The organism is Priestia sp. YIM B13490, from assembly GCF_042787735.1.
GTDB lineage: Bacteria > Bacillota > Bacilli > Bacillales > Bacillaceae_H > Priestia > Priestia megaterium.
Map to the genome: position 1 here is coordinate 12,832 of NZ_JBHZOT010000011.1, position 15,732 is coordinate 28,563.

The 15,732-nt window shown below is 33.8% G+C and carries 13 protein-coding genes and 2 pseudogenes; 10 read left to right on the forward strand and 5 right to left on the reverse strand.

Features of this window, described 5'->3' with window-relative positions; genetic code table 11:
- Nucleotides 1–10 precede the first annotated feature (10 nt).
- A pseudogene (locus ACFX4R_RS23640) lies at nucleotides 11–1,099 on the forward strand (spore germination protein).
- A pseudogene (locus ACFX4R_RS23645) lies at nucleotides 1,099–2,309 on the forward strand (Ger(x)C family spore germination protein). Before ACFX4R_RS23640 ends, ACFX4R_RS23645 begins: the two co-directional pseudogenes overlap by 1 nt.
- 95 nt (nucleotides 2,310–2,404) lie before the next feature.
- On the opposite strand, the gene ACFX4R_RS23650 reads toward ACFX4R_RS23645, so the two are convergent.
- The 4 genes from ACFX4R_RS23650 to ACFX4R_RS23665 form a co-directional block, all read right to left on the reverse strand.
- Nucleotides 2,405–2,677: an HU family DNA-binding protein gene (locus ACFX4R_RS23650; RefSeq protein ID WP_013083575.1), complete on the reverse strand. Its 273-nt coding sequence runs from the start codon at nucleotides 2,675–2,677 to the stop codon at nucleotides 2,405–2,407.
- A gap of 272 nt (nucleotides 2,678–2,949) precedes the next feature.
- Nucleotides 2,950–4,296 (reverse strand): branched-chain amino acid transport system II carrier protein, encoded by a 1,347-nt coding sequence (gene brnQ / locus ACFX4R_RS23655; RefSeq protein WP_043980842.1) that lies wholly within the window; start codon nucleotides 4,294–4,296, stop codon nucleotides 2,950–2,952.
- A 282-nt stretch (nucleotides 4,297–4,578) separates the two neighbouring features.
- Nucleotides 4,579–4,806 carry a hypothetical protein gene (locus ACFX4R_RS23660; RefSeq protein ID WP_043980840.1) on the reverse strand — a complete coding sequence of 76 codons (228 nt, stop codon included), beginning with the start codon at nucleotides 4,804–4,806 and terminating at the stop codon, nucleotides 4,579–4,581.
- 49 nt (nucleotides 4,807–4,855) lie between these two features.
- Nucleotides 4,856–6,490: a glutamate/serine transporter AimA gene (locus ACFX4R_RS23665; RefSeq protein WP_043980838.1), complete on the reverse strand. Its 1,635-nt coding sequence runs from the start codon at nucleotides 6,488–6,490 to the stop codon at nucleotides 4,856–4,858.
- A gap of 743 nt (nucleotides 6,491–7,233) precedes the next feature.
- Between ACFX4R_RS23665 and ACFX4R_RS23670 the strand changes: the two genes are divergently transcribed.
- Nucleotides 7,234–7,518, forward strand: coding sequence for an AbrB/MazE/SpoVT family DNA-binding domain-containing protein (locus tag ACFX4R_RS23670; protein WP_043980836.1), 285 nt, complete (start codon nucleotides 7,234–7,236; stop codon nucleotides 7,516–7,518).
- A gap of 308 nt (nucleotides 7,519–7,826) precedes the next feature.
- On the opposite strand, the gene ACFX4R_RS23675 is transcribed toward ACFX4R_RS23670, so the two are convergent.
- Nucleotides 7,827–9,008 carry a YhgE/Pip domain-containing protein gene (locus ACFX4R_RS23675; protein WP_377570513.1) on the reverse strand — a complete coding sequence of 394 codons (1,182 nt, stop codon included), beginning with the start codon at nucleotides 9,006–9,008 and terminating at the stop codon, nucleotides 7,827–7,829.
- 189 nt (nucleotides 9,009–9,197) lie between these two features.
- Here ACFX4R_RS23675 and ACFX4R_RS23680 point away from each other — a divergent pair, with 189 nt between their 5' ends.
- The 7 genes from ACFX4R_RS23680 to ACFX4R_RS23710 all read left to right on the forward strand — a co-directional run bounded on the left by ACFX4R_RS23680 (nucleotide 9,198) and on the right by ACFX4R_RS23710 (nucleotide 15,731).
- Nucleotides 9,198–9,806, forward strand: a complete 609-nt coding sequence (locus tag ACFX4R_RS23680; protein ID WP_043980832.1) for a TetR/AcrR family transcriptional regulator — start codon at nucleotides 9,198–9,200, stop codon at nucleotides 9,804–9,806.
- Between the two features lie 783 nt (nucleotides 9,807–10,589).
- On the forward strand, nucleotides 10,590–10,922 hold the full coding sequence (locus tag ACFX4R_RS23685) for a carboxymuconolactone decarboxylase family protein (protein ID WP_043980830.1): 333 nt from the start codon (nucleotides 10,590–10,592) through the stop codon (nucleotides 10,920–10,922).
- Nucleotides 10,923–10,970: 48 nt separating this feature from the next.
- The gene (locus tag ACFX4R_RS23690; protein ID WP_377570515.1) at nucleotides 10,971–12,740 is read left to right on the forward strand and encodes a fatty acyl-AMP ligase; all 1,770 of its coding nucleotides are present in this window, start codon (nucleotides 10,971–10,973) and stop codon (nucleotides 12,738–12,740) included.
- Between the two features lie 81 nt (nucleotides 12,741–12,821).
- Nucleotides 12,822–13,859, forward strand: a complete 1,038-nt coding sequence (locus ACFX4R_RS23695) for a flavin-containing monooxygenase (protein ID WP_377570517.1) — start codon at nucleotides 12,822–12,824, stop codon at nucleotides 13,857–13,859.
- Between the two features lie 33 nt (nucleotides 13,860–13,892).
- Entirely contained in the window at nucleotides 13,893–14,159 is a 267-nt protein-coding gene (locus ACFX4R_RS23700; RefSeq protein ID WP_274862770.1) for an acyl carrier protein, read from the forward strand.
- Entirely contained in the window at nucleotides 14,156–15,325 is a 1,170-nt protein-coding gene (locus ACFX4R_RS23705) for a LuxE/PaaK family acyltransferase (protein ID WP_322552704.1), read from the forward strand. Before ACFX4R_RS23700 ends, ACFX4R_RS23705 begins: the two co-directional genes overlap by 4 nt.
- Nucleotide 15,326: 1 nt before the next feature.
- On the forward strand, nucleotides 15,327–15,731 hold the full coding sequence (locus tag ACFX4R_RS23710) for an iron-sulfur cluster assembly scaffold protein (protein WP_322552703.1): 405 nt from the start codon (nucleotides 15,327–15,329) through the stop codon (nucleotides 15,729–15,731).
- The last annotated feature ends 1 nt before the right edge of the window (nucleotide 15,732 follow it).

Here is a 15,732-nt window from a genome sequence, read left to right on the forward strand (position 1 = left end):
AAGAGGAAAAATGATTCTTAGTCCAAAAGACACAATAACAACTCCTCAAACAGCTGTTATTGTCATCAATTTTACCCTTGGTACGGGAATTCTCACCCTACCCAGAACATCTGTTGAGAAGGTACACACACCAGATGTATGGCTAACGGTTATTTTAGGTGGGCTAATCGCGATGATGGCAGGGATAATCATGGTAAAGCTAAGTCTATAGTTTCCTGAAAAAACCGTTTATCAATACAGTCAAGAAATTGTAGGAAAATGGGTCGGCAGTTTACTTAGTTTACTTATTGTCGGCTATTTTCTAACAACTTCTGGATTTCAAATTCGTTCATTAACAGAAGTAACAAAGTATTTATTGTTAGAAGGGACTCCTACCTGGGCTATTGTCATGCCATTTATGTGGGTGGGAATCTATTTAATCGTGGGAGGAATCAATCCGATTACTCGTCTATTTGAAATTATATTACCTATTACGGTTGTCATTTTTTTGATGGTTACCTTTATGAGCTTTAAAATATTTGAACTGGATAATTTACGCCCGGTTCTTGGGGAGGGAATTATCCCTATTCTCAAAGGGATAAAGACAACGAGTCTGGCATATACTGGACCAGAAATTATGCTACTACTTGTGGCGTTTATGAAAGAGCCGAGTAAAGCAGTAAAAGCTACTTTAAGTGGAATTTTTATGGCCTTAATTTTTTATATGATAACCGTTGTAATGGTCTTGGGAGCGTTATCAGTTGATGGAGTAGTTACGAGAACATGGCCAACACTTGATTTGATACGAAGTTTTGAATTAACCGGTTTAATCTTTGAACGGTTTGATTCCTTGTTACTGGTGGTATGGATGATGCAAATGTTTACTATCTTTACTATGGCTCATTATGCTGCTGCTCTGGGGCTGGCTCAACTTTTCAAAAAGAGCATCCATCCATTTATATATGGTGTAATTCCAATTATTTATTTAATTTCTATGACTCCCAAAAATATTAATGACGTATTTAAGCTTGGGGATATGGTGGGTACTCTTGCATTATTTTTATTTGGCTTACTTCCATTGCCTCTTCTTATTGTCGCAAAATGGAGGGGAGGAAAATAATGAATTTAAGTCGAAACAATATACGCTTTCTCTCAGTTTCGCTCCTTGTCCTTTTGCTCTTTCCTCTGACAGGCTGCTGGAGTAGTCATGAAATTGAAGAGCAAAGTTTTGGGGTAGGGGTGGCATATGATAAAGATAAGGAGTCTATGGTTGAAAAAGAATTTGATGAACAAGCAGAGGGATATCCAAAAAAGAATCTGATTACGTCAACCTACCAACTGATCACCCCACAAGTAGCAAGTTCAACAACTAAACAAGGAGGACCTCAGCAAAAATCTTACATGAATGTGTCTGAAACAGGAGATTCTGCTTTTCAAATAGTTCGTGAATTATCCTTAAGAAGTGATGCTCCTTTAACCAGTCCCCATATGAAAGTGATGGTTATTGGTGAGGCCCTTGCGCGATCATATAGTTTGGAACAATTAGTGGATCAAAACCTTCGTGACAATGATTTTAGACCAAGTTGTCTTGTACTTATTAGTAAAGGGAAAGCCAGCGACACACTCGAATCGAAAACAGGAGGAGAAATCCCAGCTTTACGTCTGGCTGGAATGATAGACAATACCTATCGAACAACGAGAATTTTACCTCCTATGTCTCTTATTAAATTAGAGAGTAAAATCCAATCAGGGTCTAGTTTTTTATTGCAAAATGTATTGTCAGCAAATGGAGAAATCAAATTTGCTGGTGCTGGGATAATTAAAGGGAAAACACATAAAATGATTGGTTTTTTGAATGAAGAAGAACTAGATGGTCTGACTTGGATCACAGGAAAAGGGAAAGGAGGTCTAGTGAAAAGCTTTGATAAAAAGACCGGTTAGCTGATCGTGTATGAAATAGAGTCTATGAAAAGTCATATAAAACCCCATGTGAAAGGAAATAACATCTCCTTCGATGTACACATTAAATCAGAGGGAAGGCTATCTGAGAATTGGGTGGTCTCAGGAAATCCTTTGAAAAATCAATTTTTACAGAAGGCACAAAAAACTTCAGAAAAAGAAGTAAAGCATTTGATAAGGAACGTAACAAAAAAATGCAAAAAGAATATGAGGTTGATGTTGCGGGTTTCGGAAATCAATTGAGAATTAAGCATCCTAGGGTATGGATAAGAGTCAAAGACAATTGGGATCAAACATTTAGTGAAGTTCCCATTAACTATGATGTAAAATTAACGATTAAAGATTATGGAACATCAGGATCAAAAAAGTAAACCTCCAAGTTTAATTTTGCTTGTTTTAATCTCAAAAATGAAAGAAAGCTCAAAGGAATAACCTTTAGGCTTTCTGAAAAGTATTCATCCTATACTTATTTAAGAGCTTCTTTTAATTCTTTTCCGGGTTTAAACGCAGGAACTTTTGAAGCTGGAATCGTCATTTCTTCACCAGTTTGGGGATTACGTCCAGTACGAGCTGCACGTTCACGTACTTCAAATGTACCGAATCCAATCAATTGAATTTTTTCTTCATTAGCAAGTGTATTAGAAATCGTTTCAAACAACGCATCTACAGCTTTTTTAGTATCTTGTTTCGTTAGTTCTGATTTTGTTGCAACTGCATCGATTAATTCAGCTTTTTTCATATGTAAATACCTCATTTCTTATTGCATATATAATATGTATATGTAGAACATATCACAGTCTTTATAAAATGTTCAAATATAAGCACTCATTTGAGGATTTAAAAAGTTATCTAATAAACTAGATGCTGAGATTTGCTTTAAGACAAAATGAACCCTATTCAAGACAGAAGAAAATCGTCAAAAAGGGAGCTTTTCTCAATAAGAAAAAAGCTTCCTTTTTGATGAGTTTCTCCTATTTTCAAATAGATGTAACCTTTGCATCAGAATATTTATTATTTATTCAGTCTAGATGACCTGTAATTAAGAAGGGTTTTTCCTTGTACTATGCTAAAACCTATTAATCCTCCAATAATAGCTGGAACAATCCAACCTAATCCTACTTTGTACATAGGGAGAACTCTAATAAAGAAACTATTAATAGATGAAATGTGAATACCACCCGTATTTAATCCATCAAATAGACTAATAATAAATGTCAAAAGTAAGCTCCCTTGATAAACTTCAGTTTTTCCTTTAAATAAAGGATGAAAAAAAGTTAAGAATATCAATACAATAGCTAATGGATAAATAGCTGTTAATAGAGGTATAGAAATAGCAATTAACTGTGTTAACCCGATGTTAGCAACGATTGCACTAAAACCACATAGACTAATAGCAAGTATTTTATAAGGTACCTTTGGAAATAGTTTATGAAAGAATGAAGAACAAGAAGCAACAAGCCCTACACTAGTTGTTAAACAAGCTACCGTAATCATTAATCCTAATAGTATTCCACCGTAAGCTCCAAAATAATAATTCGAGACTTTTACCAAAACAGTACCTCCGTTATCTAAGTGTCCAAGTTTTTCTACACTTGAAGCACCCATGTAAGAAAGAGCCGTATAAATGGTTATTAGGATAATCGCAGCAATTCCTGTTGCCTTTGCACAAATAGTCATAATGTGTTTTTTTGTTTTTGCGCCTTTCTCTTTAATAGCATTAATAATAATAATTCCAAAAACAAAAGCTGCAAGAGCATCCATCGTTAAATAACCTTCCTGAAATCCCTTGAAAAATGAGTGAATTTTATAGTTCTTCGTAGGTGCCTGAAAATCCCCAATCGGATTAATAAAAGCCACCGCTACAAGAATTCCAATAAATGTTAACTTAATAGGTGTTAGGAATTTTCCGATAATATTGATAGTTTTAACAGGGTTTAGTGAGAAAAAGCATGTGATGCTAAAAAAGATGATGGTGAAAATAAATAAAGGTATATGGTCTAGATCTTCCGCCAAAAAAGGTTTGACGCCTATCTCAAAAGAAACGGTTCCTGCTCTTGGTATGGAAAATAAAGGACCAATCGCTAAATAAAGTACGGTTGTAAATATAAGAGCAAACACAGGGTGTACGCGACTTGCTAGTGACTGTACGTCATCTTTCCCTGAAAAACCAAATGCTAACACACCAAGTAACGGTAACCCAACTCCGGTTACTAAAAATCCGGCATTAGCTGACCAAATATTTATTCCTGCTGATTGACCAAGCATTGGTGGGAAAATTAAATTTCCTGCCCCGAAGAATAGAGCAAATAACATTAAACCAATAACTACTATAAATGAAAATGGCACTTTATCCGACATATAAAACCTCCATAAAATAACAACTTTCACTATTTTTATATAAATGAAACAAGAGGCCGAAAGAATGTACAGGGTTTTTTAGAGAATTTTTCGGCCTTTTTCTGTTTTGGCTTCTCGTGGCATTACGATAAATAGGAATTCGACTTTCCCTATAGCTCTCGAACATATGAGAAAAGAGAAAAAGATGCCCTAGGCATCTAATAAAACAAGTAAAATATCTCAATAACATCGTTAAAATAAGCTCTTGCTATTATAAGTAAATTCCTTTTTTTACGAGTTTTCCTATTCTAAATTATGCCCATGAGATAGGATGGACTTAAATCTTAAAATCTTTACATTTTGAATGAACACTCTTTCTTTTGTAGATATATCTAGTTTAGCTAACCTTACAATTTCATCTGGATTATTGATGGATTGGATGACTATAGAATTATTGATTATTTTATTGTTTTTTAATATAGAATAGTCTACCGTAAAGATCTTTAACTTTCCTACCTTATTTTTTACCATAACAACTATCTCCACATACTTATAAAATACTGGTACTAGAAATCAATTTTTATACAACTTTTTCTTTATCTAATTGAGATTCTATTGTTCTCTCCCTTAATCTCATTTCTTCATTTACTTTGGTGGCTTCCTTGAGGTATTCTGTCTTAAATCCACTCTTTACAGCCCAAACATAAAAAACAAGAGACAAACATGTAATGATCAGCATGTCCCAACCGTATGGAATAACATTTATTCCACCAAATTTTTCACTTCCTAAATATGAAATAACTATCATACATAATAAGTAAGTAACCATCCAAAGTCCTGCTAGGAAGTTCTTTTGAAATCCCTTCCATTTCAACTTTGCTTGATAATAAAAGTATATAGGAAGACCCATTATAATAATGAATAACACCTGTCCTGTAAGTGGCCATCTCGCCCAGTACAGAGTTAATGACGCAAATATAAAACCCAGTGGTGCAATAATACTTAATCCTTTTAGACGTAATGGTCTATAGAATTCTTTCCCCGTTCTTCTTAACGTCATAGCTGTAACAGGCCCTGTAATATAAGAGATTAATGTCGCAACTGAAATAATTTCAGCTAATACACCCCAACCTCTAAAGAGAAATAAAAAAATGAATGATACTGCTAAATTGAAAAACATTGCTTGACGTGGCACACCATAAATAGGATGCAATTTCCCTAAAACACCAGGTAAATATTTATTCTTTTCCATACCGTATATCATACGAGATGTAGTAGCCGTATAGGTGATTCCCGTTCCAGAAGGAGAAACAAATGCATCAGCGTACAATACAATCACAAGCCAGTTAATACCTAAAGCAATAGCCAAATCAGCAAATGGAGAGTTGAAATTAAGGTGACTCCATCCATGAACAACCATAGAAGGAGAAACTGCCCCAATAAATGCCACCTGTAATAAGATATAAATAACGGTAGCAATTAGAATCGATCCTACTACAGCTAATGGAATAGAACGCCCAGGATTCTTTGCTTCTCCAGCCATATTAATAGGGCTTTGAAAACCATTAAATGCAAATACAATACCGGACGTTGCTACCGCCGTCAGTACGCTTGCCCAACCATTTGGCGCGATGCCTTCTCCAGACGTAAAATTTCCACTATGAAAACCGGCAAATAGAAGTGATCCAATTGTTAAGCCAGGAATCACTATCTTAAAGATTGTGATGAGTGAATTTGCTTTGGAAAAGAGACTTACTGTCCAATAATTTAGTAAGAAATAAATAAGTAATAAAGCAGAAGCAATGCCTAATCCAGGTAAAGTAAGCGTGCCATTTTTCACTAAACTACTTGTCCACTTTGCCCATTCCCAGGGCCAAGAACTCATGTATTGTACAGATGCAACAGCTTCAACTGGGATAACAGATACAATAGCAATCCAGTTTGCCCAAGCAGCAATAAATCCAAGAAATGATCCATGAGAATATTGTGTATATTTAACCATACCTCCTGCTTCTGGAAACATAGATCCAAGCTCACTGTAAGAAAGTCCAATAAATAAAATAACAATCATACCGATAATCCAGGAAATAATAGCAGCAGGTCCAGCAATTTGAGCTGCTCTCCATGCCCCGAATAACCAACCTGAACCAATGATTGAACCTAGTCCAACCATTGTTAAAGAAAAAGTTCCCATCCTGCGATGTAAATGATTCATTTTTTAACCTCTCTCATATAAGTTGTAGTAATTATAGAAAGACTATTACATCCTCCAAAATCCCTTTCTTTATAAGGGAAGGATTATAGTAGATATTGTAGTCTGCTTAGCTTCAAAAGGAGTGGATACATCAGCGTAATTCGAAGAGATAGTGATACTCCTTTAAGTCATTAATAAGGATACAATGAGAGCAACTTTTTTTCTGTAGTTAGTTTATAAATATCTTCACTCCATTGAAGTGGAACTAAGAAAAGATAAACTAGTATTAAACGCTTTCATTTTTCTCCAGCGACATCGTATCTTTAATTTATACTAGGAACTATATAATCATACAGAAAACGACAAAAATTAAAAATTTTCTAAATTATTTTTTGTGAATGATTCGATAAGAAAGAAGTGCTTATTCTCCATTATTTAGATATAGAAACATTTAATGTTATCATATATGGATTTAAATATTTTTTACATATAAATAATTTAATGGATATTATTGGTTTTTTATGTAGATTTTTGTTTAATTCTGTAGTTTGTATCATAAAATGAGGCTTAATAAATCTTTGTTATTAGTTTAAATTCATATATTACTTTTATTAAAAGAAAAAGATAATAAGGTAATATAATACATTTTCGAGATGGGAATTACTCCAGCAAAAAATTCTCTTATGGAGATAATTTTTCACCCAAATACAATTAATTAATAACCATTATTAAATTGAAAGATAATTTAAATTAGGAGTGAGAAAATGAAGAAAATAGGGCTGATTAAGGGTCTAGGCAAATTTGGACGTGTCACATTCCCTAGTGAACTACGACGAACCTTAGGGATAAAAGGCAGTGAGAGTTATGTGGAAATGTTTATAGAAAATGAAACAATAATTATCGAAAAATGTGGTGAAAGTAAACCCTGTGCTATCACTGGTAAGGTAAGTGATAAAAATAAAGTGTATCTAGGTAATATCGTGCTAAGCTCAGAAGGAGAAAAGATTTTATTACAACAATTAATTGATATGAAAAAACAGATTGAATGACCATTCTTTCATTTTCACCTTCTAGGAGCTACATTCCTTTCAAAATATTTGGGTCGGCTCTTACGTTGCAATGCGACTTACTACTGTATTATATTCACACATTAATATGCTAAGGTTTCATATGTAGACTTATATAAAAGTGGTTATAAAAAACCAACACCAACTCCTGAAGTTTAAGATCAAGTATAGGCTTATAGCTCACATGTAATTAAAGATATCAAAAGATTAATTAAAACAAATAGGACCTTGAGAGGAGTAAGTTATATATCTTGCTCTTCTCAAGGTCTTTTTTTATTAATAAATAAAAATTACTTTTCTACAGCCACCCTTGGTTTTTCTTTACTTGTTGTTTTGAGTATAGAAAGTGACATGATTATAAATGAAGCCACACCTATCATTCCTAGAACAAATAAATAGCTTTCGATAGCATGCCCTGCAAAGTAGAAGATGTTACGTAGACCTTCTACGCTATATTTAAAGGGAACCCATGAATAAAACCAATCTTGAGTTACTGTAGGTAGAAACTCTGGAGGTAAATTTAATACCGGAATTGAGAAGAGAAAAAGTAAGATAAATAGTGGAACCCCTACTAATCCTAACCAATTTAAAATAGCGTTTTGAAGTAAATAAAACATAAATGCAGTAAAAAGTAAAAATAAGAATGTTGCCTGGAAGTCAGATATATTAACGTTTAATACATTATCAGTAAATAAAAGGACTGTAGAAGCAATGGCTGTTGCAAATAGTAGTCCTGCAACTAATTGAGCTAAAACAGATCGGGTACTTATACGGCCATTTGTAACCTTCTTCATAATAACAAAATGAATAACAGAACTAATAATGACCGCGATCCATATTATCTGTGTAAATAAAACAGGAGCATTCCCATTGGCTGTGTGATCTCCAACTTCGTTAATGGTTTCATTCTTCACAAGTAAAGGGCTGCTCAAAAGTTTTGCTTGCGAAGGAGTAATAGTAGCTTTTTTAGCTTCTAACTGGGTAAAAACTGTATCCTGAATTTGACCATTTATTTTAGAAAGCGATTGATCGATAACCTGTTTTGTTGTATTAGCAGCCGTGTAATGCATTCCTTGATTAATAATTACCTCTATCTCTGGCTTTTGTGGTGAAGGGGATTGAAGTGACATAATTTGTTGAGACATGCTCTCTGGAATGACAATAGTCGCATAGTATTTCTTTTCATTCATTGCACTGATAGCTTCTTCTCTTGTGTCAATCACTGACCACTTAAAGGGAATATCTTTATTATCTAGTAACGCTTCTCTATATTCCTCACCAGCATTTAGTTTTGTCTTATTAGGCAGTTCAGCACCTTTATCATTTACCACCAATGCAACAGGCAAGTCCTTCGGAGTGGGATTAACAATTGATCCTATGAAAGCAACACTGAAAATCATAACGACAATGATAATTCCTAGTAAGCTCCCCCAAAATCTTTTTTGTGAAAAAAAACTCTTAAATACGCACACGTAATCTCCCTCCTGAACATCTTGTTTTCATCGACAGAGCGTTGCATAAGAAACGCCCTGTTATATACAATGTAATTATATTCCTTATTCTCACATACTCAATAATCAATATTGCGCTATTTGTTATATATACAACACATGAGTCCTAAGTGTTAATTAAAAATGAAATCATAGACAGGTGATGAAAAAATGTTAAAGAAAACAGATTTGCGTGTTATTCGAACACGAAAAATGATTAAAGAATCGTTTATTGATTTAATTCAAGAGAAAGGCTATGAATCTATTACCATTAGGGATATTGCAGACAATGCATTAATTAACAGGGCTACCTTTTATCTTCACTATGTAGATAAGCAAGATTTGGTGGATAAATTAATTGACGAAGTTTTTGAGGAACTAACAGATATTATTAACCCTTGTATATACATTCAAAAGAAAAGGGTGAAAATATCAGAGTTTCAATCAATGATTGAAGCTATATTCACAAATATTTTCCACCATGCTACTTTTTATCAAATTATGTTAAGTGAAAAAGGGGTACATGGATTTAATGGCAAAATGCAAGGGGTTATTCTAGAGAAATTCAGAAAAGAATTCGCCACAATAAATTTACAAGAACAAAAATTTTCAACTCCTCCAGAATTATTAATACATTTCATTTCTTCAGCATTGATTGGTACTGTAGAATGGTGGGTTAATAATGATTTAGTCTACTCTCCTAAACATATGGCAGTGCAGTTAGTTAGCTTAATTACAATTGGTCCATTACAGTCTTCAGGTTTTGAAATTGAAGCATAAGATAAAATTTAACTTGTAAAGAGTTCCAAACTTACTTCAATAAGCAATTTTAAAAACATTAGCATCACCTAGGCTTTTATAAAAAATGGGATTATATCTAGGATAACTTCTAGAAGAGATCTTGAATGCAGATAGATATAATCCCTCACACTATCATTCTCATCTTTTAACTTCATTTCCAAATGTAAATTTCATTTTTTAAATTTTTTTTTGTAACATTCTTTTTTGGTGAAAATGGTAGCGTTGTCATATGTTTTAACATTCAAAAAAGCATTTGAGTGTTATAGAGACATATTATACATAGTGAATTTCTCACTTTTAAATAAAGATTCATCTGCCCTAAAAAAACATCTAAACTTTCTTATATCTTATAGTCCACTTATTTTTTTAAAACTTCCCAAAAATACCTCCTGAAATAAGTCTTGCTTTGATTTTATTAATATAATTTTAAGCATAATAATGTACTTATCTTAGTGAATGAATAGCCTTTAGTTTACCTCCTAAAAGTCTTGTAAAATAGTTATTAAATTATTCTTAAATTTCAAATAAAGTAATTGACAACCCAAAATATTGTTTGTAGAATCCATTTGTAGCTGATTTTTTTACAAATAGAGGTAATTATAGGTTAATTTTCTTCTATTTCGACTTAGTGAAATTTTACCATTGTGAAAAAGGGGTGGGAAAATCGTCCGACGATTAAATAAGTTTTTATTATTTTAAAGTAGTTTGTTTTATTCTTCATGATAGTTACTTATATTTGAACAATGAGGGGAGAAATAAAAGATGTCAGACGATACTTTATATAAAAAATCATATTTAAATAGATTAGGTGAATTAAAGGAAAGATCGCCAAAGGTTGCAGCAAAATTTATGCAGTTTGAACATGAAGTCTTTAATACGGGTACGATTCCTCCTAAAACAAAAGAGTTGATTGCTATTGCCGTGGCTCATACAACAGGATGTCCATATTGCATTGAAGCTCATGTAGCTAAGTATAAAAAACTAGGTGGAACTATGGATGAGATTTTAGAAGCAGTGACTGTAGCAGCTGCACTTAAAGCTGGTGCTGCAATTAGTCATAGCGTAAACGCCATCAATGCCTTTGAAAGAGAGTAGAATTTTTGATTTTGTGATTTTAGAACACTAAAAAGAGGTGTAGACCGCATGGAAAAGTTGATAGACAATCCTACTATTCCAAAAAGTAATTATTCTTCAATGATAGACTTGTTATCACATAAAGTGATGATACATCCTGAAAAAGTAGTCTACACATTTTTATCTAATGATAACCAAGATGAAACTAATATTACCTATCAAGAACTTCATATGTATGCTAAGCAAATCGCTGCTTACCTACAACATTTAGGTTTAGAAGGACAACGAGCTCTTTTAATGTATCCATCGGGGATAGACTATGTTAAAGCCTTTCTAGGATGTATCTATGCGAATGTAATACCCGTACCTGTGTACCCTCCCGGGTTAAGTCGAAATATGGAACGTTTAAAAGCAATTATGGATGATTCAGCTACTAATATCATCTTGACAACTACTCAACTGCATTCAAAAATAAGTTTTCATTTCTCAGATGAACTATCAAATATGAATCTAAAGTGGATTCCGATTGACGATATATCTTATGATTATCGGGATCAGTGGTCACAACCAAAGGTAGATAAAGAATCTTTAGCTTTTTTACAATATACTTCAGGATCTACATCTTCTCCTAAAGGAGTGATGGTCACTCATGGTAATATTTTGCACAATGAAGCCATGATCAAAGCAGCTTGTCAGCATAACGAGGATACAGTCATGCTCGGATGGCTACCAATGTATCATGATATGGGGTTAATAGGTAACATTCTACAACCACTATATCTTGGGGCTAAATGTGTATTTATGTCTCCAATGGATTTTTTACAAAAACCTTTTCGATGGCTAAGTGCTATTTCAAAGTACAAAGCAACTATTAGTGGTGGACCCAATTTTGCTTATGACTTATGTCTAAAAAAGATTACAGATGAACAAAAGGTGCAGCTTGATTTGAGTAGTTGGGAAGTTGCTTTTAATGGGGCTGAACCCGTGCGGTATGAAACTATTCAAAAGTTTGCCCAGGCTTTTAAAGATTGTGGTTTTAAACTAAATCAATTTTTTCCGTGCTACGGTATGGCTGAGGCAACTTTATTTATAACAGGTAATGAAAAATTAACAAAGCCTGTCTCCAAAGGCTTTTGCAAAGAAAGTCTTTTAGAAAATAAAGCTATAGAGCGACCTGTAAGTTCTGAATATTCAGTAAAATTAATTGGTTGTGGTATGACTTGGCTTAATCAAAAAGTAGAAATTGTTAATACTGATTCCTTATCCAAGTGTGCATCAAATGAAATAGGTGAAATTTGGGTTAAAGGAGACAGTATAGCAAAAGGATATTTTGGACGGAAACAAGAAACAAATTATGCGTTTAATAATATAGTAAAAGACACAAATGAAAATGGCTTTTTAAGAACTGGGGATTTAGGATTTTTTCATGAAGGCCAGCTTTTTGTAACAGGTAGACTAAAAGATGTCATTGTATTAAGAGGGAAAAACCATTACCCACAAGATATTGAATTAACTGTGGAAAAAGCAGATCAAGCTATTATTTCAGGAGCCAGTGCTGCGTTCTCTGTTGATATTAATGGGGAAGAAAAGTTGATTATAGTTGCCGAAATTGAACGTAAATATAGGCCTAGACCACACAAAGAAAGAGAATTAAAAGGTTATTTAGACAGTGTTTTAAGGAACATCCGTCAACAAGTAATGGAGGAACATGAAGTTCAGCCATACACTATTTACCTTTTAAAGACTAGCAGTATACCAAAAACATCTAGTGGGAAAATCCAAAGAAGTGCTTGTAAAAACGCGTATTTAAATAATGGTTTAGAGGTGTGGCATAATTAAATTCGTTCTTTTCCCTCTTTTCCTAATAAACTCATCCTACTATGCATAATGTACTTACTATTGTTGAAGGAGGGATGTTAAATGGGAAATTCATATAACACAATTGTAATCGGTTCCGGCCAAGCAGGACTAGCTATTGGCTATTATTTAAAACAAAAATCTCTTTCATTTTTAATTATAGACTCTAATAGTAGAGTTGGGGACTCTTGGCGTCATCGTTACGATTCTTTAACCTTGTTTACACCTAGATCTCATAGCGCTCTACCGGGAATGAATGTAGAAGGGCCACCACATGGTTACCCTAACAAAGATGAGATTGCGGATTATTTAGAAAACTACAGTCGTTATTATGATCTTCCAGTCCAACTGAATACATCAGTTATTAATCTATTTAAAGAAAATAAGAAGTTTCACCTCGTTACCAGTAAAGGAAATTATGTAGCAAAAAATATAGTAGTTGCAACTGGTCCCTTTCAAAAACCCTTTGTACCAAATATTGAGAAAGATGTCTCAAAAGACATTTTCCAGATTCATGCAGCTCATTATAAAAATCCAACTCAATTAAAGGAAGGAACGACTTTAGTAGTGGGTGCCGGTAATTCAGGGGTACAGATTGCAACGGAGTTAGCCGAAAGCAGAGAAGTTTATCTATCTGTAGGTAAACAAATGAAATTCCTACCCTATACCTTACTGAATAGGAGTATTTTTTGGTGGTTCCAAGTGCTTGGAGTATCAAAAGCAACTATCCATTCAAAATTGGGGCAGTTTATGAAAAAAAATGATCCAATTATAGGAAAAGAGTTAAAACCACTGCTAAGTAGAGGAGCTGTTAACAAGGTTTCAAAAGTTTCAAAGGCAGACGGTAAGAGTTTAATTTGTCAAAATGGCGAGAAGGTCCAACCAGAGAATATCATCTGGGCCACTGGTTACCACAATGATTACGAATGGATTGAAGTCCTTAATATAATTGATAAAAACAATAATGTGATTCATGACCGAGGCATAACAAAAGAAAAGGGTCTTTACTTTCTAGGGTTATCATGGCAATACCGAAGAGGTTCCGCCTTATTATTAGGGGTTGGAGAAGACGCCAAGTTCTTGGCAAATCATATAACTTAATTGATATGAAAAGTTTTAGTGGGGGTCCTAACTATGGAAAACGATAAGATTTTTACGATGATAAGAGAGTCTATTTTAGTTTTTTCACCTTTAAAAGAAACGGATATTAAAATAGATAGCAATTTGTCCGGAGATTTATCACTGGATTCAACTGATCGCCTAGAACTTGTTTTAGATTTAGAGCAAAAGTTAGATATTAGCATTCCAACTGAGGACTATGGCTGGTGCAAAACGATTGAGGACGTTGTGTTGTTAGTAAAACAAATACAAGCTCAGAACACTAAGGAGGCTATTAAATGAACTTATCTACTCAGTTAAAAGAACTAGGATTATCCCCATTAAATACATTAGTCGGTAGTGCTCATAACCTTTATAAAATGCCTTTTGATACAGTAAATGAATATAAAGGTAGCGTTATCGCAGATAACTTTAACTATCATTATGAAAACAACGAATTTTATCGTGATTTATGTAAGAAGAAAAACATTAGCCATCAGGATATAAAGGGTTTTAATGATTTAGCGAAAATCCCTTTAATTCCAGTTCAAACATTTAAACAATGCGATTCTCACCTTCTTATGACATCGAAATTAAACGAAGTTGAATTCGAAATGAGAAGTACAGGGACAAGTGGGATTCCTAGTGTATCTCGTCGTGATCGTTTAACGATGGACAGTGCATTTGATAGTGTTGTAACTACCTATAGAGAGTTCTTTAAGTTCTCCAGAGGGATGGGATTATTCCTTTTCCCACCAACTGAAGAAATGCCTGAAATGGGAATGGTAAAAGCACTGAATGTTTTTGCTGGTTTATTAGATGGTAGCGTTAATTTAGTAAAGAAAATAACATTCAACCCCGAAAAAGCTGTAGAAGCCTTACAAAGTTGGGATGGAAAACATACTAGACATATAGTAGGCCCTCCATTTTTAGTATATAGATTAATTAAATATTGTATGGATCGTAATATTAAACTTAATTTAGAAAAGAATAGCTTTATTATTACGCTTGGAGGATGGAAAAGGTTCACTGGTGAAGAAATTCCACGAGCAGAATTTAATGAGCTTTGTCATGAATACTTAGGCGTTCAATCAAACAATGTAAGGGATATGTATGGATTAGTAGAAGCTAATATGCTTGCAGTAGAATGCCATAAACAAGAAAAACATATTCCACCATGGGTCCACGTTTCTATGCGTAACCCACACAATGTCTTAGAAGAAGTTGAATATGGAGAAAGGGGCATTATGGCTATTTATGATCCAACTTCTATTTCTTATCCAGGCTTCATTCTGACAGAAGATGTTGGCTATTTAAGAAAAGATACATCTTGTGAATGTGGTCGTAATGGACAGACGTTAGTATATATTTCAAGGATGCCAGGTGTAGAAGTAGGTTGTTGTGCAATTAACCTTGAAAAGTTTATCGAAGAAAAAGAAAAAGGCATGGCTATCAAAGGAGGAATTTAAAATGTTCAATGATATAATCTGTGACCATTTTATGAATCCTAGGAATATTGGTGAACTTACAGATGCGGACTATGTGATCGAAATCAGTAATCCTATTTGTGGTGATACAGTACACATGTATTTAAGGTTAAACCAAGGGGTTATCTCCGATGTAGCTTATAGAGCTTATGGATGCTCTACGTCTATTGCTACAGCAAGTATTGTTTCAGAAAAAATAGTTAGTATGTCTAAAGCTGAAATTTCGTCTATTATACGCGATGATGTTGTTGAATGGTTAGGTGAGTTAGAACCTTCACAGCTTCATTGTGTTGATATCGCTTTAAATATTCTAAATCAGTGCGCAAATCCAACAAAAAAGAAATTTGAACAGAAAGAATTTCTGGTTGAAGGGGAAGGTGCATTTTAAC